This is a genomic window from Rhodopirellula baltica SH 1 (assembly GCF_000196115.1).
Classification (GTDB): domain Bacteria; phylum Planctomycetota; class Planctomycetia; order Pirellulales; family Pirellulaceae; genus Rhodopirellula; species Rhodopirellula baltica.
The window spans coordinates 1109602-1136084 of sequence record NC_005027.1 but is presented as its reverse complement, the minus strand read 5'-3'; the positions used below and the strand labels follow the sequence as shown (position 1 = coordinate 1136084).

The window sequence follows — 26483 nt, the reverse complement described above, 5'->3', positions numbered from 1 at the left end:
CGTGCAAGCGTCGGGGGATCGTCGTGAACAACCGATCGATTCCAATGAATCATTGAAGGACTACATGGACGCTCGCCGACCGGCGGTGGAAGCGGCATTGCAAGCTGCGTGCGAAGACCGGCCGGGTGTCCCCGAGCGTCTGGCCGCGGCGATTCGATACGCGGTACTGGCGCCCGGCAAACGGCTCCGTCCGATGCTGACGATCATGGCCGCGGAAGCTTGCGGTGGCGATGCGGAATCGGCAATGCCGTCGGCTGTCGCGGTCGAAATGATTCATGCTTATTCGTTGATTCACGATGACTTGCCAGCGATGGATGACGACGATTTGCGGCGTGGTCGACCGACGACGCACATCGAATTCGACGAAGCGACGGCAATCTTGGCTGGCGATGCCCTGCAATCGATGGCATTTGCTCACCTGCACCACAGCACATCGGACGCCACCAAATCAGCCGCTCTGATCGGCACATTGGCGACCGCCGCCGGACCGGCCGGGTTGGTCGGGGGCCAAGCGGACGACTTGGATGCCGAGAAGTACACCGTCGAGGACTTCGGGGGGGCGGATGCTGCCCTCAAACACCTCGAAGCAATCCACCACCGCAAAACGGGGGCTCTGTTTACAGCCTGTGCGGCGATGGGCGCAATTTCCGCCGGAGCGGATACTAATGCTGTTTCGGCCTTGACCGATTACGCTAAAGCGTTTGGACTCGCGTTTCAAATCACGGATGATTTACTTGATTGCACGTCCACGGATGAGCGACTTGGTAAACGAACGGGCAAAGACGACGGCCGTGGCAAGCTGACTTACCCGGGGTTGATGGGTCTGGACCGGGCGAGAGCCCACGCGGAAAGCACCATCCACATGGCGCACGAATCGTTGCAGTTGTTCGGAACAGCTGGCCAGCGGTTAAGAAAACTGGCGGACTTTGTCTTGGAGCGTACGAATTGACTGATCAAAAACACCCATTGCTGGCCGGCTTGCAGGACGCAACGCCATTGGCCAATTGGTCCAGCACCGAACTGAGCAACGCCGCCGTCGAAATCAGAGACGTGCTGTGCAACTTGCTCGCGACCCGAACCGCCCACTTCGCGTCGAACTTGGGCGTCGTGGAACTCTGCTTGGCGTTGCACAGCGAGTTTGATTTTCGAACCGATCGATTGATCTGGGACACTGGCCACCAGGTCTACCCGCACAAGCTGGTCACCGGTCGCTATGACCGATTCGAAACGATTCGCACCGCCGGCGGATTGATGGGTTACCCGAACCCGCACGAAAGCGTTTATGACTTGTTCATGACCGGACATGCGGGTTGCAGCGTCAGCACCGCGGTTGGGCTTCGCAGCGGCGACATCTTGATGGACCAGAAGGACCGAAGAACGGTCGCGGTAATCGGTGATGGTGCGTTCCCCTGCGGAGTCGTCTTCGAAGCCCTCAACAACGCTGGCGAACTTGGCGACGATCTGACGATCATTCTGAACGACAACAAAATGTCGATCTGCCATCGCACCGGTTCGGTGGCTCAGTACTTGGATCGTCTTCGCGGCAATCCGTTCTACACGGGACTGAAACACGAAGTCACGAAGTTACTCGACCGAGTGCCAATGTTTGGTGATCCAGCCGAACGTTTGCTGGCTCAGATGAAGGAAGGTGTCAAAGCCGGACTGCTGGGCGGAATGCTGTTCGAAGAACTTGGCATTCGTTACATCGGTCCCATCGACGGCCACGACATCCCGCTGATGCAGAAGTACCTGCGACTGTGCAAGGAGACTCCCGGTCCGGTCTTATTGCACGTGGTGACGGAAAAGGGACACGGTTACAAACCTGCCGCCGAAGACCCCGTCTTCTTCCATACCCCGCCAGCCTTTGAAGATCGCGGCGGCACGCCGGTCACCCGCGGCAGCGATGGTCGCCCGCCGTACACAACGCACGCTCGCGATGCGATTGGCGAGGCAATGAAACGCGATTCGCGAGTGACTGTGATCACCGCGGCGATGTGCCAAGGCAACAAACTCGAGCCCGTCCGGGAACAGTTCCCCGAACGCTTCTTTGACGTTGGAATTTGCGAGTCTCACGCGGTCGCCTTCGCCGCGGGGCAATGCAAAACCGGCATGCGTCCGATCGTTGATATCTACAGCACGTTCCTGCAGCGCAGCTACGATCAGATTTTCCAGGAAGTTGCCCTGCAGGATTTGCCGGTTGTCTTCATGATGGACCGCGCCGGACTGACCGCACCGGACGGGCCGACTCACCATGGCGTGTACGACATCGGCTACATGCGTTTGTTCCCGAACCTTGTCTTGATGGCACCGGGTTACGCGGAAGAATTGTCGATGATGCTGGACAAGGCTTTGACGCTCGATCATCCGTCCGGCATTCGCTATCCAAAAGCATCCGCTCTCGAAGCAACCCACACACCGGCGCCAATCGAAATCGGCAAGGCGGAATGGATTCGCGAAGGAACGGACGGCACGATCGTGGCCTACGGAGCGATGCTGGAACAAGCCATCGCGGCAGCGGAACAACTCGAAGGCGAACTGGAAATCGGCGTCGTCAACGCTCGCTTCGTCAAACCGATCGATGCCGAGATGGTTCACAAAACGCTCAGCGATGGACGCTTTGTGGTCACGCTCGAAGAAGGCACGCGGGTTGGTGGCTTCGGATCTGCGTTTCTAGAATCCGCCGTCGACCAGCGATTGGACACGCGGGCCGTCCACCGACTGGCATTGCCGGATGAGTTCGTGCTGCACGGTGATCGATCGCAATTGTTGGATCAATCAACCTTGTCGGCTCAAAAGATTGCTGAAGTGTGTCGCGAAGCCGCTTCCGAGGTCGGATCACAGGTTGGTATTTAATGGCATCCTCAAGCGGAGAGAAACTCGATTGGTGCGGATGTGGGCGTCCGCCACGAATCGTGGTACTGGGTGCCCCTGACAAGCTGAACGTGTCCTCCGCGTGGAAGCGTCTTCGTCCGACGATCCAGTCGCACGCCGAATTGATCGCGGCGGACTTTGAATTCACCTACGACTTCTCGGACAAAGAAGTCGACTTGGTGATCGTCATCGGCGGCGATGGTTCGATTTTGCAATCCGCACGCCAGATGGGCGAAAATCAAACACCCGTCCTGGGAATCAATTGCGGTCGCTTGGGATTCTTGGCCGCTCTTTCGCCCGAAGATTTCCTGGATGCTTGGCCCAAGGTCTGCCAGGGCGATTTCTCGATCATTCGTCACCTCATGCTGGAAGTGCAACTGATTCGTGACGACGAAGTGATTGCACAATCAATGGCTCTAAACGAAGCCGCCATTCTGAACGGCCCCCCGTTCGCAATCCTCGACATCGACTTGTATGCCGACGGTGAACTGGCGACCCAGTATCGATGCGATGGATTGATCGTCGCGACTCCGGTTGGATCGACCGCACACAACTTGTCGGCCGGTGGTCCCATTCTGAGGCGACAGCTTCAGGCGATCGTGATCTCGCCAATCAGCCCACACACACTGACCTATCGCCCACTGGTGGATTCAGCGGACACGCGGTTGGAACTAGCCGTGACCGAGCCCAATGAATCGACCAGCATCGTCGTCGACGGACGCATTTTGGGACAACTGAAATCGGGCGATCGAGTGCGTGTGCACCGTGCCCCGGTGTCCTTCGAAATGCTTCGAGTTCCGGGGCAAAATGATTACCGGACCTTGCGTGAAAAGCTCGGTTGGTCGGGACGCTTGGCATTGCGTCAACTCTGATCGGTGATCAAGATCCTGCGATGATTGAAATTCTTTGGCAGTGCCATGCCTGCGTCGTCGTCAACAAACCGGTGGGACTTCCGACCACTTCACCCAAGGGAACGGACAGCCTCGAGTCGTGCTTGCGCGAACAGTTCGCTCAGGCGGGCAACCCGGTCAGCTACCTCACCGCGGTTCACCGGCTCGATCGCCCGGTGTCGGGATTGGTTTTGATCGCACTTCGCAAGAAAGCGGCCCGTTTGCTGAGCGAGCAATTTCGTTTGCGTCACGTTCAGAAAAAGTATATTGCGATGGTCCAGGGAAATGCCTTGGAAGCGTGCAAACAAGAACCATGGCACGACACGATCGCAAAGCTGACCGATGAAGCTCGAGTGGAAATCGTCGGCCTTGATTCCACCGATGGACGGCAAGCGGAAACGAAGGTGAGCTTCCTGGAATACGATTCGGAGAGTGACACCTCACGAATTGAATTGCGGCCGGTCACCGGACGCATGCATCAATTGCGAATCCAGTCGGCTCACCGCGGGCATCCGATCGTCGGCGATCCGCTGTATGGAACCGCGGAAGACGAGTCCGCACTGCGTCTGGTTGCGGCGAAGTTGTCGTTCCGAGACCCGACCAACGGGCGTGCCGTCGAAGTTGAGTTGCCCGAGTTGCCATTTTGACCAGGTCGGTTGGAGGCAACGGCGCGAGCCGTTTTGGCGTTAGCCACGGTTCTGCTGCTCAGGCTTCTATCATCTCGGTAGAGACCAAAGATGGTAGGTCTCACGGGACTTCCACCCCGAGCTAACAGGCTGTCGATTCATTGAGCCGCACCGCGTTAGCGGCGGTTGATTCGACGCCATCCGGGGCGAAACCCAGATGCCAGCTACCATGGCGCCCAATTGGCTTTGTCCAGGTTGGGTGGATCAGCGTTCGACTTTCGCGTGCGAATCACTCAGGAATGTTCAGCGGGTTGAGTTGGCAGTTGGGCTTGGCTTGCCGAAAACGCTGCAGGCCCTGTTCGGTGATCTTGGTGCGTTGAATGTCGATCGTTTGCAAACGCGGAAGTGCCGCCAGCGTGTCGATGGCTTGGTCGGTCAGATTCGTGCCCGTCAACCACAACGTTTCGACCGACGACGGGATGGACTGAACTGCGGTGTCGTCGATCGCGGTGTAACTGAGGTCAAGTTCCCGCAATTGCGTTGCCCCACGAAAAAGCGGCACGATCTCGTTCGAGACGCCGGTTGCTTCCAAACTGAGTTGGTCCATCCGATTTGTGTCCGCAACCAATCGCCGAACATCGACGTCGGTGATTGGCAATCGAGAAAGATCGCACCAAGTCAGACCACTGATCGGTTTCTGTTTGGAAAGACCTTCACGGGTGACTTCGCAACCGGCCAAGCACAGCGTTGACAAATCGCCCTTGACCGGATTCTGACTGATGTGAGCGTCGTCAACGCGAAGCGAACGCAGTATTCCCGCCGGGTTGATTTCAGCTGCCGTAGCCGGCGGATCCACTTCGGCAGCTTTCTTTGACGGCGAGTAGAGATCTGCTAACTGCTTGATCAACGATCGGCGAACGGAGGGGCCAGCCGAGTCCATTAGGAAGTGCGTCCGCAGGCTCGCCTGAGAGTACCATCGTGCCAGATCAGGTTTGGATTGTATGTCGTCGCGAATTCCTTGCAGATTTCCCAGCGATGCGATGGGAACGCCACCGATCAAGGCTTGATAACGAGCCAACTGCAATCTCGGCGATTCCCACCCGCCAACGTAGGCCAACGATTGTTCGTAACGCAACGATTCGAAATAACCCGCGATGCCTTCAACCAACCAAAAGTCCTTCGTCGTCGCCGTTGCGAACAGCTGCCCGCGAGTTGGCCGGCGCCGGGATGCGTTGGCGGATGCTTCGGTAAAGAGTTGATGGCAGACTTCGTGATGCAAACTCGACAAATCTTGTTGGGGAAAGAAGAACGAGAGTCGCAACGTGTCGCTGTAGAAACCGGTCGACGCGGCAACCGCATTGGAGTCGGTGTTTTGAAACGCCAACGCGACGGTGGCTCGGTAGCTTTCTGCGTCCGATAACAAAACGACTCGGTGCCGTTGCCCATGCTTGATTCGAGCGGGCGAAGAAAGTGACTTCAAATGCGCATCGGCAGTGGTGGATTGCCGATTCCAATCGTTCGTGACCAATGCGACTTGGTCACGACCGGCCCAGATCGGAAAGAAGACTTGCGTCCAAACCCAGTACTCACGTTCGAGCGACTCAGCAACACGACGGGACTCGACGTCGTCGGCTTGGCTGAGGATTTCGAAGTGATCGGTTTGCCAGACCCGAAACGAACCGGGCCGCCATTGCAGTTCACTGGGAGCCACCCGTCCACGACGCTGAGTGATCAAGACATCCGCACCGGTCGGCAGACCAAACAAAGTGCGAAGTTCGGCTTGGCTCGGATCCGCGTGATGAGCCTTCCACAGGTCGATGTACGCCGACCAAATCTCGTCGGCAGCGTTGGGAGAATCCGATCGAGCGGCAACGTCGGGGGTCAAAAACAAGGGCGTCCCCGCAGAATCGGGTTTCGACAACGCGATCGGATCCGCGGCGGCAGGCAACGGAATGAAGGCGGTCACTCGATCGATTGAGTCACCAGAGTCCCGCTTTGGGCTGGAAGGTGATTGCAAATCCTCGTCGGCTCGTACGATTGCTGGTGCCTGCGAAATCGACAAAAAAGCCAGGACGATCAGGTATAGTGGTGCCCTCGCGAATGTGTTCGCGAATCCCTTCCCCACCTCACCCCCACCCAACCACTTTTTCAACATGAAAAATCTTTGGACCGAAGCAGGCCGTTGCGTGTTCGCAGCAGCAATCGCCGCCGTCTGCTTCTTCGCATCGACGTCGTTGCACGCAGCAGAACGAAATGTCTTGTTCATTATCACGGACGATGAAAGCCCAACGTTGGGTTGTTATGGCGACGAAGCAGCGGTGACTCCCGCGATCGATGCCGTTGCCGCCGATGGCATGGTTTTTCGAAACGCGTTTGCGACCACGGCATCGTGCAGTGCCAGCCGAAGTGTGGTGATGAGTGGTTTGCACAACCATCGTAACGGACAGTTTGGACATCAACATCATTATCACAAGTTTGCTTCGTTCAACGACGTCGCTGGGTTGGCTTTGCCACGTGTGATGGCAAACACCGGCTATCGCACCGGACACATTGGCAAGTATCACGTCGCGCCCGAATCGGTTTACCACTACGAAACCTACATGAAGGCCAATTCCCGCAGCGCCGTCGAAATGGCCGAAGTTGCAAAACCGTTTTTGACAGACAAAGAAGATGATCGTCCATTTTTCCTTTATTTCGCGACGTCGGATCCACACCGCGGTGGCGGCGTTGACAAAACATCGGATCTGGAACTGAAACCAGACTTGTTCGGCAACAAGCCTCGGCGTGGTTCGTTTCCGGGCGTCGAAGAGGTCTTCTTTGACCCGGCCGATGTGGTCATCCCGCCGTTTTTGACAGACACTCCTGAAACACGCGCTGAGTTGGCGCAGTACTACCAATCATGTGCCCGAATTGACCAAGGCGTCGCGAGATTGATTGAGATCCTCAAAGAAGCCGACCTCTACGACAAAACCATGATTCTGTTCACAAGCGATCATGGAATGGCGTTCGCCGGCGGAAAGACCACGGTTTATGAAGGTGGGCTTCGAGTTCCGATGGTTGTCCGCGATCCATACCAGGAAAAGCGTGGCGTCGAAAGCGATTCGATGATCAGCCACATCGATATCACGCCGACCATCTTGGATTTCGCCGGCGGATTGGACCGAAAAACCAACGCGCCGAAGAAGTTGGTTCCCGCCAAGAAACTTCGAAACGAGTTGGGGGTCTCGCCGATGGACAACCACAATGGCAACAAACCACTGGACCACTACCACGGTCGAAGCTGGATGGACGTGTTGGCTGATCCAGCCAAACCACATCACGAAGAGATCTTCGCTTCACATACCTTCCACGAAATTCAAATGTACTACCCGATGCGGGTGATTCGTGATGGCAAATACAAACTGATTTGGAACATCGCTCACGCGTTGGACTACCCCTTCGCTAGCGATTTGTGGGCGGCAAGTTCGTGGCAGGCTCAATTGGCCAAGGGCATGGACGCACCGTACGGACAGCAAACGGTTGGGAAGTACATCCATCGTCCCGAATTCGAGCTGTTCGATATCGAGGCAGATCCGAATGAGTCCACCAACCTGGCAACCAGCAGCAGTCACACGGACGTCCTGGAGGCGTACCAAGCAAAACTGAAGAAGCTGCAGAAGAAGTACGACGACCCCTGGATCATGAAGTGGGATTATGAGTGAAGGTATTTGCCGAAACGCTCTCTCATCACCAAGCCGATCACTGCTCAGAATCGTGATTTTCTTGGTGGCCGCGTTTTGTTCGCACGGAGTTGCAATGAGCGACTTCCGGGCCGACAAGCAGGCATTGCACGACATCTTTGGTGAGGGAAACCTGCAAAGCAGTGCTGGAATGTTTCGGCAATGGGCTGATCTTTCCGAACTGGAACAGTACCGCCTGCTGCAGGGACATGTCTTCCCTGCCGGCACGAGCGTGATTCGGTGTGACAGCGTCTTGGTGGATGCTGCAATGCTGGCTGGCGAACGCGGCAGCCGGCCTGGTTCGGCCCGCGTGCCATTCACACCGAGTGAAACTCGATCGGTAGTGCCTGTGTCTCTGCTCATCGATGCTGCGACTCAGTTGGGCAAATTGGACGAAGTGGAAGCATCTGTCGCGCAGCGTCTCGGAGAGAGAGACGCCGACCTGGCTCACGCCTTGATCGCTCAGGCCTTGATCGCCATCGCACGGGAAGAAAGCGACGAGGCTGTCCGGTTGCTCGGTGAGCTTGAGCCATTGGTCTGCGACCGCAATCGGGTTGAGTCGCTCATCGGTTCCACGTTAGAACTGATTGCGAAGGCAGAGCGTTTGCCAGCATTGCATGAATCCTGCTTAGCGCTTTTGTTTTGCTTCTATGAATTTGGGCGTGAAAGCGGGTCGGTTCTCCCAGAAAGGTGGAAGCGACGTGCTTTTGCTGCCTACTATTCTCTGCATTGGCGGCAATTTCGAATGCACGCCGTCTGGGGTCCTGATGCGCAGGTCGGAGAGGTCTTCACTCCTCAACGGTGGTATGCGACCTCCAGGTCAACTGCCTTGTCGGAAGAGGGAGGTTACCCCGCCGCTCAATGGGCCTTTGAACGCGGCCACTTTGAAAAGACCGGTGGGCACGACCGCGACTTCTTGTACTTTGATGTTCCTGTAGTTGGGGATTTCGAAGTCGAGGCCATCGTGAGCGGGTTCGACTATTGCGAGACACGCCTTGGATACGGAGGGCATTGGGCCGGACCTGGACACGATCATCTCGCGATACTCAACGGTCACTTCGCAGGGGACGATCCAACGATCTCGCTTCCTCGCCCGCTCGACGACATTGGCTCTTCCATGCGAGTTCGTTTGGTCATCCGGAATGGCTTCTGCGAAACGCTCATCAATGGTCGGAGTGTTTGCCGCAAACGGGTTTCATCGGCTGATCCCTGGGTCACCATTTTCAGTCAATGGTACACGCACGGATGGGTTCGTGATCTGAGGATCACCGGCGATCCAACAGTCCCGGCGATGGTGAACTTAGTGGAAGATGAACGTCTGCTCGGATGGAGCAGTTACTTCGACGAATCAATCGGCAAGGATGGTGATTGGCAGGTGCAAACGCCTGCCAAACTGGACGGCGACGGTTCCGGCGAAACGCCGGTTTTGAAAGGAGACCAGCATGGGTTGATCAAAGGATCCTTCCAAGAAAGCTTGTTGCAATATGGCCGACCGCTGGGTGATCAAGAAACGATCTCCTACGAGTTCTTTTATCGTCGAGGCAGTCATTCTGTTCATCCCGCAATCGGTCGAGACGTTGTGTTGCTGGATTCCGACCGAATCGCTTGGCTTCCAGAAACCGGCGAGTTGCGGTTCAATCCCATTAACCAAAACGCCGCAAGTTTGCTTCGAAATGATCAGTGGAACCGAGCGGAGATCGTTCGGTTTGGTGAAAGCATTGAATTGCATCTGAACGGTGAAAGCGTCTTCCACGCTTCCATCGATCCAGGACAGACTCACCAGTTCGGCCTGTTTCACTTTTGTGATCAAACGACCGCTCTCGTTCGCAAGGTCGTACTAAGCGGAGACTGGCCAATGCAATTGCCAACTGCTGATCAGCAGGAGCTCGCGGAAGACACGGTGAAACAATTGGTCCAAGGAACGGAGCGCATGAACGTTTTCCACCACGAGTTTTCGGAGGGACTTCCTCTGGACAGCTTCTTTATGACAGGGAACGATTGGACCAAGCACTTCTTACAGGTGGACGAGGGAATTCATTGCGAGCATCCCGGCGGAAAGCACATTCAGTATGGAATCTCGCCCAATTTGGAAACGGAAGGTGACTTTGACCTGACCGCTGAGTTTGCTGGTTTCGAAGCGGCGGTTGAAGAGGGTGGCGATGCAAGCGTGCACCTCAAGGTTTCACTGCCGGAGCGATCAACGGATTGCGTTCTGTACCGAAAGTTCACTCGATACGCAAAGAAAGAGATCGGGGAACAGATTGTCCAGTCGGCGATTTTCACGATTCGAGAAGGAGAGCGAACGTTTCACTTTCCGTTCCGAACGAGCGAAGCAGCGACTTCGGGCAAGCTACGTTTAGTTCGACGCGGCGATCAGATCCACTATTTGTTTGCAGCCCACGATTCGACGCAGTTTCGATATCTGTACAGCGAAACAGTTCCGAAGAAGTCCGCCGGTTCGGCAAAAATACGCTTGGTGGTTGAGACCACCAGGAATGGTCACGCCAAAGCGATCTGGAAATCTCTGACCGTTCGCGCGGATCGACTTTCAGGGCCCGCGGTCATGCCCTCACTTTCTGTCGCACAGCTTGGACAATCACGCGATGCTTTGGCGCAATCGAGAACGCTGGACTATTCGGATCAGGACGTGCAGCGATCGACCCAAACAATCGGCCAATCCTCATCGCTTCAAGCGACCGAGAAAGGTTTGCTCATCACCGCACCGGGATCGGATACGTGGACTGGCCATGGGCTGACGCTTCCATTCGCACTGCATGGTGATTTCGATGTGGCGGCTGAGATGGACGTGGAGAGATTGGATCCGCCAGCTGGGAGAGGTGAAAGTGTTGTCTTCCTCGAGACAGAGTTTCGCGATCCGAAGAAGACATCGATTCACGCTAAGTTCGCGATCTCGCCCAGCAACCGGAAAACAGGTGAGGTGCAGCTTCGCCAGGTTTCAGAGACCGGCAAGTTTGATTACACCGAACTGGTAAACTACCCCGCTTCCAATGTTCAGCTTCTTCGCGTGGCTCGCAGACAAGAAATTTTATACGTCCTCATTCAAGAGGCAGGACATGAAGTCGCAAAGGTTCTTGGCAAACTCGAAGTTGGCAACCATCCGATCCTGGCAGATGACCTGAGGTTCATATTGCACGCAGATGGCGAAGGCCGCCAAGTCCGCGTGCTGCTCAAGCGAGTGACGGCCCACGCTGATCGCATCGATCCGTAGCGGCGTCAGCCTCCGGCGTGGGGCGTACTCTCGCGATTGGCCTGGTGCCATCTCGACCAACGCGCCACTTGAGCTCGTTGATCGATCAACCAATCATCTTTTTGCGGCAAACGCGACGCACAAGTGCTGCTGGGCCGCTCGCCCACGTCGGGGCCAAGGAAAAAGAAGTGAGAGTGCTGGGACTCGAACCCAGGACCATTCGATTAAAAGTCGAATGCTCTGCCAACTGAGCTACACTCTCGACCGACGACGAATCGCCGGTTTGAACTAGACCGAAACGGTGAAGCAAAATTCACCAACATTCGAGAACGAATATCAGAGAAAGAAACCTGCCAATTGCAGAAGCAAACTGGCCGACCGAGTTCAAGCGGAGCGGACAGGATTCGAACCTGCGGAACCAGTTTCCCGGTTCACCGATTTAGCAAACCGGCGCTTTCGACCACTCAGCCACCGCTCCTGGTGGAAACGTGCCCGCGGGACGTTGCCGCCGCGTGACGTGTTTCGGTCAGGCGGGATTGTGCTTCATTCCGCTTTCCGCTGCAACCCTTTCTGGCCTCTGACAGCCTGACACGAGGAACTTTTTTGAGGTTCGGAACCCCACCGGATGTCGCAACCGACTCAGTCGCCTCAATTGGAACCCAAACCAGGAGGAATCCGTTCCAATTAGCTGTCCTGTGAACTCTGCCGCGGGCTGTTTCGTTGCACTACACTGGTTCTTTCCACGTCGATTCGCGAATTCGTTGAATTTGACGAACCGCCGCATTCCCACCACGTCCCCACCTGATCACGAACACCATGCGACCTCTTTTTGCGAACGTTCTGTCGGCCGCTTTGGCGGCATCCACTCTCTCCGCCTACTCCCCGCTGGTGTCCGCCGAAGACACTCGGCCGGCAAAAGTCGTTTTCCAAGACGACTTTGAAAGTGGCGACGACAAATGGGAATACCTCGATCCGAAGACTTGGAAGCTGAATACACCTTCGGGAGAATCCAAAAATGGATCGATCGAGATCACCGATCGAAAATCCGAGTACACGCCACCAACCCGCAGCCCTGGACATGTGGCGTTGGTCAAAGACCTCGAGGTTGGCAGTTTTGAAATTCAATTCCGCGTCCGCAGCACGCTGGACACTGGCAACCACCGAGATTGCTGCGTGTTCTTTGGCTATCAAGATTCCGCCCATTTCTACTACGTCCATTTGGGTGCCAAGCCCGACCCACACAGCGGTCAAATCATGATCGTCAACGACGCTCCCCGATTGGCTTTGACAACCAACGAAAAGCTGACTCCGTGGGACAATGATTGGCACAACGTGCTGCTCCGTCGAGATATCGAGAACGGCAAGATTGAGATTTATTTCGACGACATGGAAACGCCTCACATGAGCGTCGTCGACAAGACCTTCGGTGCGGGACGAGTCGGCTTGGGATCGTTCGATGACTTGAACGAGTTCGATGATGTCGTGATCCGCAAATTGCAGTGACCGATGCCCGGGAGGCTCCGAAAAGGGAACCCGCAGAAGCAACAACTGAATTAGCCGATGGGCATCAGCCCCGGTTGGCGTCTGATCAACCGCCGCTGACGCGGTACGGCTCATTCAATCAACAACCCGCGAACGCCAAAACGGCTGATTGGATGCATTGCCCAGCTTGGCAAATCCAATCCCATCCGCCTGATACACCTCCACACTCCTGATCGAGAAAACCACGTGAGCACGGAAGACAAACGACTCGACGAACCAGATTGGGATCTCGATCCTAAATTTGATTTCGTTGACGCTCATCGATTGCCTTTTTCGAAGGACAAGGTGTCGTTGAAGGAGATCGACACCGAGTGTTCAGGACCGTTTGAAGGCAAGGACCACGGTCGCGCGTTCACTCGAGCTGCCAACATCGAAATTCGTGACCTGCAATACCGCATGTACACGGAAGGCAAGCAATCGCTGCTGATTGTCTTGCAAGCTCCCGACGCGGCGGGCAAAGATGGCTTGATCCGCAAAGTGCTCGGCCAGATGAACCCGCAGGGCTGCCGAACTTATCCGTTTAAGGTGCCATCTTCGGAAGAGCGAGCTCATGACTTCCTATGGCGGATCCACAAGGCGACGCCCGCGGCCGGCAAGGTTTCCGTCTTCAATCGCTCGCACTACGAAGACGTCTTGGTCGTGCGAGTGGAGGATTTGGTACCAAAGTCGGTTTGGAAGGATCGCTACGAGATCATCAACGATTTCGAAAAGCTACTCGCTCATCGTGGCACTCGAATCCTGAAGTTCTACCTTCACATCAGTCCTCGGGAACAACTCGAGCGATTCAAGAAACGGCTCGATGATCCGACGAAGCACTGGAAGCTGAACGCTGGCGATTACGCCGCTCGCGACAAATGGGGCGACTACCGCGAGGCATACGAAGATGCGATGGCCAAATGCCACTCAAAAATCGCTCCTTGGCACGTCATCCCGGCCGACAAAAAATGGTACCGCGACGCCTCGGTGGCGGCGATCGTTCGCGACACGCTGCGTGACATGGACCCGCAATTGCCAAAGATCGATGCTGACTTGGATGAGATCCGGCGGCTCTACGAACGCGAATTGGAAGAGATGAACGAGTGATTCACCACGCTCGATTGCGGTTTTCTCCAGTAGGGTGCCTTGTCAGACGCGGATCCGTCTGAAAACTCACTGTTCCGACATGAGTGACCGCACAAACTCCGATTCGCCAGCAATGAAGATTTGACCGATCGGCTGTTCGCATGACGCGTCCATGACCACTAACGACCACACTTTTCTCGACTGATTGCTTTCGTTCATGAAAATTCGCCGCAACCCGACTCGCCCGGTCACCATCGGATCGATCACGATCGGCGACGGTCACCCGATCGCCGTTCAAAGCATGACAGCGACGAAAACGCAAAACATTGACGCGACGGTCGAACAAGCCGAAGCCCTTCATGCTCGCGGTGCCGGAGTTGTCCGGATTGCGGTCGACAGCGACAAGGACGCGGAGGCGTTGGCCGAGATTCGCAAGCAAACCCAAGCCAATCTCGCCGTCGATTTGCAAGAGAACTTTCGGCTGGCGGAAAAGGTCGCGCCCCACGTCGACAAAATTCGCTACAACCCCGGCCACCTGTATCACCACGCTCGCGAACTGACATGGCAGGAGAAAGTTCGCTACCTCATCGATACCGCCGGCAGCAACAACTGCGCGGTTCGTATCGGCGTGAACTGTGGCAGCGTTGACCCGGCAAAGAAAGAAAAATACGACCACGATGATTCCATCACCCCGATGCTGGAATCGGCTCTTGAGCACTGCGAATTGGTCGACTCCCTGGGTTTTCACAACTTTGTCGTTTCGCTAAAGGACAGCGATCCGTCCAAGGTTGTCCAGGTGAACACGTTGTTTGCTGAAAAGCGTCCCGATGTCGCATTGCACTTGGGCGTCACCGAGGCTGGTATGCCGCCGGATGGAATCATCAAAACGCGAATCGCGTTTGAGCAATTGATTGGCAAAGGCATCGGCGACACCGTTCGAGTCTCGCTGACGTTGCCGAACCCTCGCAAACCCGAAGAGATCGACGCAGGCAAACAGATCGTCGAGGACATTCACGCAGGGCGTGTACGTAGCGTTGTGAAATTCGATGATTCGAAATTGAACATTATCAGCTGCCCCAGCTGTTCGCGGGTCGAGAATGAGGCGTTCATCGATTTGGCCGCCAAGGTCAAAGAGATGACCACGTTTGCACAAGAGTATTCGATCACCATTGCGGTGATGGGATGCCGCGTGAATGGCCCCGGCGAAACCGACGACGCGGACCTCGGGTTGTGGTGCGGGCCTGCAAAAGTCAATCTAAAGCGTGGCCCGGAAGCTCTGGGCGCGTTTGGGTACGACGAGATCCTGCCAAAATTGAAGCAGGAACTCGACGATCTGATCGCCGCCAAGCAATAGGTTTCTGTTTACGCTTGGTTTTCGGGACCAATTCGTAGCGGAAGTCGTCAAGACTTTCGGCGAACCATCATGCAACTCGAAACTCTTGACGAGTTTCGCTACCCGAGGAATGAGTTGCAGTGACGTCCATTTTTGAATGCTTTTCAATCCACCTAGTTCTCTGATTTAAATCCCATGGCCAGCGACGAACTTTACGAACGATACAACGAAGTCGAAAAACTCATCGATGAAGAGAAATACGAAGAAGCCATCGCGGGCCTGACCCCTTTGGTGGAAGAAGATGAGACCTTTGTATTGGCTCACTTGGCCCTCGCTCGCGTGTACACCAAAACCGGCCAACACGAAGAAGCGATCGCGCATGGCAAGAAGGCTTGTGAATTGGAACCCGATGACGCGTTCAATTTCACCGCGATGAGCGTCACCTACCAACGCGCTTGGGCGGGAACACAAAACCAGGCCTACATCGCCGCCGCGGAAGACGCCATGGCACGAGCCCAACAACTCAACGCAATGTAGCCTTCACCAAACGAAGTAAGCTTCGGCAGTACAACCAAACGTAGGCCGTACCGAACGAAGTGAACTACGGCAGCACGACAGCAAACAGTTGCCCACAACTGTTTACGAAGTCGGCGTCCATCGCCGAACCACGAGTGCGAAGCTGCCCAACGTCTCACAACACCAAATTCTTCGCAAATCCGGCTACATCGCCAGACCTTCAAAGTAGGCCGTACCGAACGAAGTGAGCTACGGCAGCACAACAACTCACACACCCGAATTTTTCGCGAATCCGGCTACGGTGTTGTGGCTATTGGTTCTGGCCCCATTCCTCGTCGTAAAAACGCACGAGAATTTGATCGTTCAATCGATTCGGTGGCACGTCGCGGGGCTGTTGATCGGCGGGCAAATCGAACAACCCCGCCATGGTGGACGGCGTGAGATATCGCAGACCAGCCACCTTGGCCGACAACTCCGGCGGCAACCGCCAATCCGAATCTGATTCTGGATCTTCAGCGATTCGAGCCAGAGCAAACCCCCAGATCCCAAACGTGGGCACCGGTGCGTGATACGGCGTGACGTCAAACCCGGATGCCTGCATCGTCCGCAGGATGCACCAGTAGGATTTTGGGGCCACCAACGGCGAGGTGCACTGAATCGCCAAACCCGCGTCCTCCGTCATCCGCTCTCGAAGCAGATTGTAAAATCGCGAGGAATACAGTTTGCCGATTGAGTAGTTGCCGGGATCGGGGAAGTCGATCACGACCGCATCGAATTGCTCATCGCCTTCGCCCACCCACAAAAACGCATCTCGATGAACGACCGTGACGCGATCCCTCTCCAGCGATCGTCCATTGAGTTCCGCCAGCGGTTCGAACTGGGTCGCCAAACGCGTCATCGCTGGGTCCAGGTCCACCAATGTAACCGACTCGACGTGATCGTATCGCAGAATCTCACGAACGGCCAGACCGTCGCCACCGCCCAGCACCAAGACTCGTCGAGCGTCTTTGCAAACGGACATGACCGGGTGCACAAGAGCCTCGTGGTATCGGTATTCGTCGACACTGTTGAATTGCAGATGCCCGTTCAGATAGAGCTGAAACCCTTTTTCGTTCCGAGTCACCGCGATGCGTTGATAGGGCGACGTGTCAGCGTAAACAATTCGGCCACCCAGCGTGTTTTCTTCCGCGAGGCTGGTGATCGAATCAGCTTTGATAAAGCCGGCGATCAGCAATCCGATGACCAAGAATGCACGGCCTCGAAGCCCATCCAGACCTTTCTTCGCTAGCAGTGGACGCAGTAAATACGTCCCCCACAACCCAACCAATGCGTTGAGCAATCCGAACACGATCGCTGTCCGGTTGAGACCAAGTCTTGGGACCAGAAAAATCGGGAACAAGAGCGAGGCGAAGAGAGCCCCCAAGTAATCAAACGCGAGAACCCGAGAGATCAATTCTTCAAACTCGAGGTGTTCCTTGAGAATCCGCATCAACAGCGGAAGCTCCAAACCCACCAGCGTCCCGATCACGATCACGCTGCCAAAAAGCAGCCACTGAAACCACTCGATCATCGGGAACGCAAGGAACAGCAGCGGTGTCGAGAACCCGCCCAACAACGCGAGAGCCAGTTCGACTTCGATGAACACGCGTGCCAGTTTGGTTGTCACGTACTGAGACAACCAGGCACCAAAGCCCAATGCGGACAGATAGACGCCGATGATGAGCGAAAACTGGGTGACGGAATCACCCAGTAGGTAGCTCGCCAACGTCCCCGCCAACAACTCGTAGATCAACCCGCACGTCGCAATGACGAGCACGTTGAGATACAGCAGGTGCAGCGGGGCGCGATGAATCACTGGCTAGTCAATCAAGCTCAACCGCGAAGGTTTCGCAGAACCGTTGGGAGGATCCCACCGTTCTGGTAGTACTGCAATTCAACTGGCGTATCGATGCGAACGCGGCACTCGAACTCGGTCTTCTTGCCGTCTTCCGCCGTGGCGACAACGGTGATCAACGAACGAGGCTCGAGGTCATTGGACAAGCCGTCGATGTCATAGCTTTCCTCACCGGTCAAACCGAGTGATTGCCACGAACCGCCATCGGCGAATTCCAAAGGCAACACTCCCATCCCGACCAAGTTGCTGCGGTGGATCCGTTCGAAGCTGGTCGTGATGACGGCTTTGACACCCAACATCATCGTTCCCTTGGCGGCCCAGTCACGACTACTGCCGGTTCCGTATTCCTTGCCAGCCAAGACAACCAATGGCACATTGTCGGCTTGGTACTTCATCGAAGCATCGTAGATGCTCATCGTTTCACCAGTCGGCAGGTATCGCGTCACGCCGCCTTCGGTGCCGGGTGCCAGTTGATTGCGAATGCGAATGTTCGCGAACGTTCCACGCACCATCACTCGGTCGTTCCCACGACGCGAACCGAACGAGTTGAATTCGCGAATCGGCACACCGTTTTCTTGCAGGTAACGGCCCGCAGGTCCGTCGGTCGCGATCGCACCGGCAGGCGAAATGTGGTCGGTCGTGACCGAATCGCCCAGCAATGCCAACACCTTCGCACCCTTGATCGGAGCGATGTCCGGCACCGCTTCCGCGGTGACACTGTCCAAGAATGGTGGGTGGTGAATGTAGGTGCTCTTTTCGTCCCACGGGTACAACGCTCCGCCAGCCGCTTCAATGGCGTTCCACATGTCGTTGCCCGACACGGCGGCTTCGTATTCGTTGGTGAACATTTCGGGCTGAATGCAAGCCGCGATGGTTTCGCGAATTTCTTCGGCCGATGGCCACACATCCTTCAAGTAAACGTCTTCGCCGTTGGTGTCTTTGCCCAGCGGTTCGGTGTTCAAATCAATGTCTGTCGTTCCCGCCAAAGCGTAAGCAACGACCAACGGTGGGCTGGCCAAGTAGTTGGCTTTGGTCAGCGGATTGACCCGGCCCTCAAAGTTCCGGTTGCCGGACAGGACCGCTGATGCGATCAAGTCGCCTTCTTGGATGGCCGCGGCAACGGGTTCTGGCAGAGGTCCGGAGTTACCGATGCAGGTCGTGCAACCATAGCCAACAGTGTTGAAACCAAGCTTGTCGAGCGATTCGGACAGACCAGCTTTGTTCAAGTAATCCGTCACGACTCGCGAACCAGGGGCCAACGATGTTTTGACGTGAGACGGCACGGTCAATCCGCGTTCCGCTGCCTTCTTGGCCAGCAATCCGGCACCAACCATCACCGATGGGTTGGACGTGTTCGTGCAAGATGTGATCGCAGCAATCACGACGGCACCATGCGTGATGTCGGTGCTGGCACCGTTGTTGGAGACGTGACCGGTGCGGCTGAGAGCTTCGGGAGCGAGACCGAATCCGGAGGCACCAACGGGAGCCGTCAACGATTCGTTGAACGCTTTCTTCATCGATGCCAACGGCACACGATCTTGCGGACGTTTCGGTCCAGCCATGCTGGGTTCAACCGTCGACAAATCGAGCGACACGGTCTTGGTGTAGTTCAATGCGGGGCCGTCATCGAGACGGAACAAACCCTGTTCTTTGCAGTAACGTTCGACCAGCTCGACGTTTTCCTTGCTGCGGCCGGTTTGACGCATGTAATGCAGCGTCAGATCATCGACCGGGAAGAATCCCATCGTCGCACCGTACTCGGGTGCCATGTTCGCGATCGTGGCTCGGTCAGCGACGCTCATCGCGTTCATGCCGGTCCCGAAGAATTCCACGAACTTGCCCACCACGCCTTCGGCTCGCAAGATTTCGACGACTCGCAACACCATGTCCGTCGCGGTCGCTCCGGAAGGCAATTCACCGGTCAGTTCGAACCCGATGACTTCGGGCATCAACATGTAAAGCGGTTGGCCGAGCATGTTGGCTTCGGCTTCGATGCCTCCAACGCCCCATCCCAAAACACCCAAACCATTGATCATGGTCGTGTGCGAATCAGTACCGACCAATGTGTCGGGCATCGCCACGGGGCCTTGCTCGTCTTTGCCCATGGCAACGACGCGAGCGAGGTATTCCAGGTTGACTTGGTGAACGATCCCAACATTAGGAGGAACCACGCCGAAGTTGTCGAACGCTTGTTGGCCCCAACGGAGGAACTCGTAGCGTTCCTTGTTGCGTTCGAATTCACGCTCGACATTTTGAACCAACGCGCCTTCGCTGCCAAAGAAGTCGACTTGCACCGAGTGGTCGATGACCAGGTCGACGGGGATCAGCGGGTTGATCTTGTTCGGATCGCCCCCGATTCGTTCCATCGCGGAACGCATCGCGGCCAAGTCGACCACAGCGGGAACGCCCGTGAAATCCTGCAAGACAACGCGATAAGGTTTGAACGGCACCTCGTGAGGAGCAACCGCTTTCGCGTCCCAACCGGCGAGGTTCTTGACGTCGTCCTCACTGATTTGGAAACCGTCGCAGTTCCGCAGCACGGCTTCCAACAGCACGCGAATCGAAAACGGCAAACGGTCAATTTGCCCCAAGCCTCGTTTCTGGAGCGCCTCCAAGCGATACATCGCTGCAGAGCCGGATCCGGTTTCAAATTGTTCGCGTGCGCCGAAGATATCCGCAGTCACTGCATGGTTTCCTGTTGTCGAATTGCCGAAAAGTGCTGAGCGGCCAACAGTTTAGCAATGCGTCTCGGAAAACCGTAGTGGTGGAATCAAACCATCCGCATCCGCTGCCATTTGCCCTGCAAGAAACGTCCGGCCATGACGATTGCGAGGGTGCAGACCCAACCCGTAATCACCCACCACCACCAATCCAACGCCACTAACGCCGCAGCTTGCCCATCCGGGTCCTGAAAACGAGCCGCGACAGGTTGCCACACCGTCCCCACGACAACGGCCACGGCGGACACAAACAGTCCCGCCAAAAGCACGAACCAGGTGTCACCCGCACCGCGGAGGGCTCCCGCGAGAATCAACTGAGTGGCATCCAGAATCACGTAGATCGCGACAAAGCCCAGCAGTTTTTCAGCAATTTCGAAAGCGACCTCACTGTCCACTCCCGTTGGCGACAGCGAATACAGCGCGATCAAGCCGCCCGGCGCAAAGACGTATGCGATCGCCCATGCCAACGAATATGCCCAACCGACAACCAACGCCGCGATCACGCAACGAATCGCGGGACCGGGGCCAGTCCGAATCAAATGCTGACCAACCAAAACCGACGCGGCGATCGACATCCCGACCAAAGGAATGAAAGCGATCATGTTGAAATTGATAGCCATCGTAGTGGCTTGCAGTGGAACGTCGCCAAGTCGACCAATTTGCAAAACGATGACGGTGAAACCGCCCGCTTCGGTCACATACATCAAACCAGCCGGCAACCCGAAGTAAATCAGTCGCTTCATCATTCGACGATTCAACCGGATACCTCGCAGGATGCCGTAACGTTCCCGTTCGATAGGCTTCATCAGCAACACGGCATAACAGACCGCTTTGAACCAAAACGACAGCGTGCTCGCGATCGCCGCCCCAGCGATGCCGAGTTCGAGGAATCGCAATCCGGTCTCGGGGTCCGCCGAGCCAACACCGAAAATCAACACGAGGTCCAACAATAAGTTCAGCACACCAGAAGCAAGCGACACCAACATGATCGTTCGAGTCCGGTGAGTTCCGCTGTAGAAACCCGACAGCGCCGTCTGCAAAACTTCGCCGGCACCACCCCACATCAATATGCGAAAGTAAGCGGCCTGCATCGGAATCAGATGCTCGGGCTGGTCCGTCAATCGAAACAACGACTCACCAAAGCTGCCCACCAGAACGAACCACGGCAACGTTGCCGCGGAAAACCAAGTCGCTTGCCACAGCAGCTGACCCACTCGTTTAGGCTGATCCGCTCCAATGTATTGACTGATAATCGCACTGGTCATCGACGCGATGCCGACGAAAACACAGACGGAAACCCAAAACAAGTTTCCAGCCGCCATCGCCGCGCCCATTTGAGAAGGCTCGTGCCATAGCAGCAACGTTCGGTCGACGAACAGAACCAGCGAAAACATGCCGGTGCTGACCATCAACGGAACCGCAACGCGAAGAACTTCCTTGAGCGCGGAAATCATGAGGGAGACGATGGAGAGGAAGGGGATTGTCGGCGGGAATCGGCGTCAGAGCAAAACCGTCGCTTCCATTGGCCAGGCAAAACGCAGCCTGATTCGCCAAAAATTCGGAATGGATGGGACAGGTTGCAGCTCCAATTCGCAGGCAAGTCCACATTCAAACGAATCAGACCATGCTCGGCGGAAGTGAGGCAATGAGGGCTTATCGCGTTCATCCGCTGGCAGGTTAAGCTGGTCGGTATGAAACACTTCGCTTTGATATCGCTCGTTGCGTTCATCATCCTGATGGGGACATGTTGGGCGACGAATCGGTTCGCACCTCATTTGGTGCCTGATTCACCCAGCTACACCGAATACTCCTTTGAGTCCGCCGAAGCGATCGCGACTCAGATTCGAACGCCGGGTTACCCGATCTTGGTTCGATTCGCGAATGGTCTGGCGAGTTCCAACGCAAACCAAGCATTGGTGATTCTTCACATTGCATTGCAAGCCATTGCGGTTGGCTTTTTTGCGATCGAGCTCGCCGCCTGGAAGTTCTCAACCAAAACAATCATCATCGCGTCGATCGCTTTCGCGATTGGCTGCACGTTTTGGGATCACGTCAACACGATCGCAACCGATGCGCCCGCGATGTCGCTGGCCGCAATGATCGGAATCGGCGTGCTGCGAATTTGGCGAACTGAATGGACACCAAGACTTTGCATCGCAATAGGTGTCCTGACCACCTTGGTCATCGCCCTCCGCCCGGCGTATCTGTTCCTGATCCCCTGGTTGATGCTCAGCGTTTTTATCCGTCCGAACATCGCGATCTCAAATCGCTGGATCCTAGCACTCTCAATCGGATCCATCCCAATCCTTGCTCTGTTCGGATGGTGCACCTTTCGATCCATCACGGTGGACGACTTCGGCATTCTTCCCTTTGGCCACCAAAACATGGCCGCTGTGACCACCCAATTGCTCGACGCCGAGGAACTCGAGAACCTGCCTGGCCGCCTGGGCGAGCTTGGAAAAGAGATTGCCGACCGTCGCATTGAATTGGCAGCCGGTGACCGTGCTGCTGCCGATGGTTTGGACCTTCGCCCGATTGCGGACGCGGTACCACGAGCGAACTCGTACACGACGATCGAAAATCGATGGGACGCGATGACCTACATGGTGGTGATCCCCGCCGCCGAAAAAGTCGCGAACCGAACGTTGAAAGTTGACGATTTAGCACCTGGAATGCAACGAGTCCACCAGCACCAGATGCTTGCGGAACTCGACCGCACGATCGTTCGCAGCTATCCGGTTCGGTACATGCGCTGGATTGCTTTGGCGATCCGACGGGGAGTCTGGGGCTCCGTCGCGGACATGCTGATGCATCCGATCTTTTTTGTCGCGACCATGGGACTGGTTGTCGCCGCCTGTGTCGCGTCGATCCGTTTCAATGAAAAGCAGACGGCGGATCCAGTTCGCAAGTACACATCCAACCAAGCTGGACTGGCCGCGCTGACTTGGTTGGCATTCAGCTACTGGCTGTTCAAAATTGCGTTTGTGTCACTGACCAGCCCGCCAATCGGACGCTTTTCAGACGCCGCTGCGGTTTGGCTGCCTGTCTGGATTGCAGTCACGATTGTCAGTCGATGTTGTCCAAAACCACAACCCATCCCGTAGGCCAGGTTCCACCTGGCAAGGTGAAACGCGAGGTCACACTACCCTCGCCGAACACTCAACACCAACCGCTCAACGTGCACCACGCACGCAAACATTTGGGGACAAATGTTCGACTCGGTTGAAAACTTCCATCGACTACGATTCGTTTTCGATTTCGCTTAACAAAGCTTCCAACTCTTCGGGCGACAAATCCGACGCTTCGATATCCGACTGAATGTCGCCTTCCGAAGCACCAAACTCATTCGCAGCGGAATCTTGTTCGGGACCACCGGCCAACGTCTCCGCCAAATACGCCGCCAAACGTGCTGAAGTCGGATAGTTGAACGCCAACACAGGTGTCAGCTCGATGCCCAACCAGTCCTCCAGTTCGCTACTCAGCTCCACCGCCGTCAGCGAATCCATGCCGGTTTCGGCGAACGGTGTTTCCGGTGTCAGCGAAGCGTTGCGGACCGGTCGTTCACCGTCCTCATGAATTTGTTCGCCACTGTGACCCGACAACCAAGCCAGCAACCAAGCGGTGATTTGTTCGGTCGCTTCTGGAATCTCTTCCCGAGTCACGCGAGTCGGCAATTCGGGCAGGGCGACAGATTCCGAATCGTCGATGAATCGATTGCGTGACCACTGGTAGCGTGCCGACAATTCGCCGGCTTCGATCATCGCACGGCATTGTTGTCGCTGGACTTTGCCGCTGGTCGTCAGCGGGATCCCGCCTGGCCGTGTGATCAACACTTGGCGAGCGTCGACTTCATGATCATCAATGATCGCCCGTCGAATGTGACGCACGATGTCAGGCAACTCTTCTGAATCGACATGTCGCGAAACTTCGGCGGCGACCGTCAAAGCATCCCCGGTCCGTCCGGTCGTTGCGACAGCAGCACACTGCAATACGTTCGCCTGCAGCAAACCTTTGACCGTGGCCTCGATGTCTTGCGGGAACAAGTTTCGACCGCGCAGAATCACCACGTCTTTGCTACGTCCGGTCACGTAGACTTCGCCGTCGTGGATGAATCCCAAATCGCCGGTTCGCAGAAATTTCTCCGCCGGATCTCCGTCTGCGAGGGTCGCACCGAAGACTTCCGCGTTGACGGTTTCGCGTTTCCAATAACCTGAGGTCACCGATGGCCCAGCCAACCAGATTTCGCCAATCTCCCCGTCGGGACGTTCGCGTTTTGTTTCTGAATCGACGACCAACACGGTCATTGAGTGAGCGGGACTTCCCGAGCTCACCAATTGACGCGAGGTCGCGGGATCGGGTTTCGCGATCGACGCATCGTCCGGCAAAGTTTTGCCAAGCACGGTCTGGCGGATAACGCGTCCTCGACCATGAGCCAATTCGTCTTTGTCAACGTCCAGCAAACTGGGTGCTTGCCCAGACCGGCAGCTCGCCGCCATCAATGTCGCTTCGGCCAATCCGTAACACGGGCAAAACGTTTCGCCGCGAAAACCAGCGTCGGAGAATCGATCGGTGAACTGCTGCAACGTGTCCGCGTTGATTGGTTCGGCACCACAAAAAGCCAGCTCCCAACCACTCAAATCAAGCGACTCGGCTTGAGCCAAATCGACTCGATCAACACACAGTTGATACGCAAAGTTGGGGGCGCCGCTGATGGTGGCTTTGTAATCCGAGATCGCTCGAAGCCAACGCATTGGCCGAGCAAGAAAGGACCGCGGCGACATCAAAATCGCATGACCACCGACATACAACGGTTCAAGGATTCCGCCAATCAATCCCATGTCGTGAAAGGGTGGCAACCAGAACAAACCACGTTCAAAGTTGTCCCCATCGTCATCGGACCATTCAATTCCGAATGCATGACGGATGGATTCCAGGTTGCTCAGCAAATTGGCGTGCGAAACCATCACTCCCTTTGGATCGCTTGTGGATCCACTGGTGTATTGCAGCAACGCCAGGTCGGTTGATTCAATTTCGCCCAGCGGCAGTGCATCTTCCGAGATGTCGATCGTTGTCAGATCTTCTTCGACCGAAGCATCGGTTGCGATCTTGGGCAGCGCCGCGGTCTCGGGCGACACACGATGCGGATCGATGCCCGCGATGGTTTCTTGATCGCTGATCAAGACGGAAGGACGACAATCCGCGACGGAGGTATCCAAACGTGGCATCGCACGTCCGGGTTTTGGATAGCTGGTCGGAACCGGAATCAACCGAGCCATCTCGCAGGCCATGAACCCGACCATGAATTCCAAACCAGGCGGGAACAGCAACATCGCTCGATCGCCAGCCGTCGCCCCCGTATCACGCAACAGACGATTCGCGACCGCACAAACACGACGATGCAATTCGGCGTATGTCAGCGTCTGCGGTTCCTCAGCCCCGTCCAACGAATCGTCGGGCAAAAACGTCAGCGCCGGACGATCGGGATGCCGCGCGGCACGATCAACGAGCAAATGAGCGAGCGATTTCCATCGCGTCTCATTGGGCTCGCGGGTCGTGGAATCAGTGATCTCTGATTTGCGTAACATACGGTCTCGGGCGGATGGCCGATCAGGTGGGCAACTCGAAAACTGTTTGGCTCGCCGGGGCAGGATAGTGAGTTTGGGTCGTCTTTCGTCCTAGCATATAACTCTGCTAGGTGGATGGAAAGCATGATGGCGTTTCTTTGACGACAGGTCAAAATTCGTCAGGGGGGCATCCTTGCTTACCGCACAATCGTCATGGATGGCGGGACTCCAAAACTTCTCAAGATGCCCTATCGTTACAGGTTGCCAAGAGAGATCGAACCCCCCTTCCACGGGTGCCGCAAAAATGATTTGCATTCTGGGACGTGTGTGCTGTGCATTTACTAGCAAATCCCGGTGTCAATCTTGGCTACGGTGAGGATTTAGGCAAGAAAAAGAAACAGTGCACTCGCTTTGACGCCACCCATTCGAGACAAACAAACCCACCGTCGCGGAAAGGCCCCTGTGATTCGACACTGAATTGTCAACCGGTGCAGAATTGATTCGCTGGCCCACCCCCATCCGGCAACGATTGCGGAAG

At 56.0% G+C, this 26483-nt stretch carries 16 protein-coding genes and 2 tRNA genes; 11 read left to right on the top strand and 7 right to left on the bottom strand.

Annotation, left to right across the window (positions count from 1 at the left end):
• Position 1: 1 nt before the first annotated feature.
• Genes RB_RS04195 through RB_RS04180 form a run of 4 tightly spaced genes read left to right on the top strand, consistent with a single transcriptional unit; the run spans position 2 to position 4408 of the window.
• Positions 2–949, top strand: a complete 948-nt coding sequence (locus tag RB_RS04195) for a polyprenyl synthetase family protein (RefSeq protein WP_193427779.1) — start codon at positions 2–4, stop codon at positions 947–949.
• Positions 946–2853 (top strand): 1-deoxy-D-xylulose-5-phosphate synthase, encoded by a 1908-nt coding sequence (gene dxs, locus RB_RS04190; protein ID WP_007325559.1) that lies wholly within the window; start codon positions 946–948, stop codon positions 2851–2853. The genes RB_RS04195 and dxs overlap by 4 nt, the downstream gene beginning before the upstream one ends.
• Entirely contained in the window at positions 2853–3743 is an 891-nt protein-coding gene (locus RB_RS04185; RefSeq protein ID WP_007325558.1) for an NAD(+)/NADH kinase, read from the top strand. The genes dxs and RB_RS04185 overlap by 1 nt, the downstream gene beginning before the upstream one ends.
• A 20-nt stretch (positions 3744–3763) precedes the next feature.
• A complete protein-coding gene (locus RB_RS04180; protein WP_007333120.1) occupies positions 3764–4408 on the top strand; it encodes an RluA family pseudouridine synthase in 645 nt (214 codons plus the stop codon).
• 268 nt (positions 4409–4676) lie between these two features.
• On the opposite strand, the gene RB_RS04170 is transcribed toward RB_RS04180, so the two are convergent.
• Complete coding sequence (locus RB_RS04170) at positions 4677–6542, bottom strand: hypothetical protein (protein ID WP_231846203.1); 1866 nt, start codon at positions 6540–6542, stop codon at positions 4677–4679.
• Between RB_RS04170 and RB_RS04165 the strand changes: the two genes are divergently transcribed.
• Complete coding sequence (locus tag RB_RS04165) at positions 6541–8088, top strand: sulfatase family protein (RefSeq protein ID WP_164921496.1); 1548 nt, start codon at positions 6541–6543, stop codon at positions 8086–8088. The two genes, RB_RS04170 and RB_RS04165, sit on opposite strands and share 2 nt — an antisense overlap.
• 94 nt (positions 8089–8182) lie before the next feature.
• The gene (locus tag RB_RS04160) at positions 8183–11335 is read left to right on the top strand and encodes a DUF1583 domain-containing protein (protein WP_231846202.1); all 3153 of its coding nucleotides are present in this window, start codon (positions 8183–8185) and stop codon (positions 11333–11335) included.
• 168 nt (positions 11336–11503) lie between these two features.
• Here the strand turns inward: RB_RS04160 and RB_RS04155 are convergent.
• Both RB_RS04155 and RB_RS04150 read right to left on the bottom strand, forming a co-directional pair.
• Positions 11504–11576, bottom strand: a tRNA-Lys gene (locus RB_RS04155).
• A gap of 127 nt (positions 11577–11703) precedes the next feature.
• Positions 11704–11792: transfer RNA gene (locus RB_RS04150), tRNA-Ser, on the bottom strand.
• A gap of 410 nt (positions 11793–12202) precedes the next feature.
• Between RB_RS04150 and RB_RS04145 the strand changes: the two genes are divergently transcribed.
• The 4 genes from RB_RS04145 to RB_RS04125 all read left to right on the top strand — a co-directional run bounded on the left by RB_RS04145 (position 12203) and on the right by RB_RS04125 (position 15788).
• Complete coding sequence (locus RB_RS04145) at positions 12203–12817, top strand: hypothetical protein (RefSeq protein WP_007333116.1); 615 nt, start codon at positions 12203–12205, stop codon at positions 12815–12817.
• 225 nt (positions 12818–13042) lie between these two features.
• Complete coding sequence (locus RB_RS04135; protein ID WP_011118674.1) at positions 13043–13939, top strand: polyphosphate kinase 2 family protein; 897 nt, start codon at positions 13043–13045, stop codon at positions 13937–13939.
• Between the two features lie 184 nt (positions 13940–14123).
• On the top strand, positions 14124–15272 hold the full coding sequence (ispG, locus tag RB_RS04130; protein ID WP_011118672.1) for a (E)-4-hydroxy-3-methylbut-2-enyl-diphosphate synthase: 1149 nt from the start codon (positions 14124–14126) through the stop codon (positions 15270–15272).
• A 174-nt stretch (positions 15273–15446) separates the two neighbouring features.
• Positions 15447–15788 (top strand): tetratricopeptide repeat protein, encoded by a 342-nt coding sequence (locus tag RB_RS04125; RefSeq protein WP_007333113.1) that lies wholly within the window; start codon positions 15447–15449, stop codon positions 15786–15788.
• A 289-nt stretch (positions 15789–16077) separates the two neighbouring features.
• Here RB_RS04125 and RB_RS04120 read toward each other — a convergent pair whose 3' ends face one another.
• From RB_RS04120 to RB_RS04110, 3 genes are all read right to left on the bottom strand, one after another.
• Positions 16078–17622: a polyamine aminopropyltransferase gene (locus RB_RS04120; RefSeq protein ID WP_011118670.1), complete on the bottom strand. Its 1545-nt coding sequence runs from the start codon at positions 17620–17622 to the stop codon at positions 16078–16080.
• Between the two features lie 17 nt (positions 17623–17639).
• Positions 17640–20345, bottom strand: a complete 2706-nt coding sequence (acnA, locus tag RB_RS04115; protein WP_011118669.1) for an aconitate hydratase AcnA — start codon at positions 20343–20345, stop codon at positions 17640–17642.
• A gap of 86 nt (positions 20346–20431) precedes the next feature.
• Positions 20432–21835 carry an MATE family efflux transporter gene (locus RB_RS04110; RefSeq protein WP_011118668.1) on the bottom strand — a complete coding sequence of 468 codons (1404 nt, stop codon included), beginning with the start codon at positions 21833–21835 and terminating at the stop codon, positions 20432–20434.
• A 237-nt stretch (positions 21836–22072) separates the two neighbouring features.
• On the opposite strand from RB_RS04110, the gene RB_RS04105 reads away from it, so the two are divergent.
• Positions 22073–23485 (top strand): hypothetical protein, encoded by a 1413-nt coding sequence (locus RB_RS04105; RefSeq protein ID WP_011118666.1) that lies wholly within the window; start codon positions 22073–22075, stop codon positions 23483–23485.
• A 135-nt stretch (positions 23486–23620) separates the two neighbouring features.
• Here the strand turns inward: RB_RS04105 and RB_RS04100 are convergent, their stop codons facing one another.
• Positions 23621–25966, bottom strand: coding sequence for an AMP-binding protein (locus RB_RS04100; RefSeq protein ID WP_011118665.1), 2346 nt, complete (start codon positions 25964–25966; stop codon positions 23621–23623).
• Between the last annotated feature and the right edge of the window lie 517 nt (positions 25967–26483).

Coding starts and splice junctions, on each gene's coding strand:
- RB_RS04180 (WP_007333120.1), top strand. CDS start 3,764: ATGATTGAAATTCTTTGGCAGTGCCATGCCTGCGTCGTCGTCAACAAA.
- RB_RS04125 (WP_007333113.1), top strand. CDS start 15,447: ATGGCCAGCGACGAACTTTACGAACGATACAACGAAGTCGAAAAACTC.
- RB_RS04160 (WP_231846202.1), top strand. CDS start 8,183: ATGAGCGACTTCCGGGCCGACAAGCAGGCATTGCACGACATCTTTGGT.
- RB_RS04100 (WP_011118665.1), bottom strand. CDS start 25,966: ATGTTACGCAAATCAGAGATCACTGATTCCACGACCCGCGAGCCCAAT.
- RB_RS04105 (WP_011118666.1), top strand. CDS start 22,073: ATGAAACACTTCGCTTTGATATCGCTCGTTGCGTTCATCATCCTGATG.
- RB_RS04185 (WP_007325558.1), top strand. CDS start 2,853: ATGGCATCCTCAAGCGGAGAGAAACTCGATTGGTGCGGATGTGGGCGT.
- RB_RS04110 (WP_011118668.1), bottom strand. CDS start 21,835: ATGATTTCCGCGCTCAAGGAAGTTCTTCGCGTTGCGGTTCCGTTGATG.
- RB_RS04170 (WP_231846203.1), bottom strand. CDS start 6,542: ATGTTGAAAAAGTGGTTGGGTGGGGGTGAGGTGGGGAAGGGATTCGCG.
- RB_RS04165 (WP_164921496.1), top strand. CDS start 6,541: ATGAAAAATCTTTGGACCGAAGCAGGCCGTTGCGTGTTCGCAGCAGCA.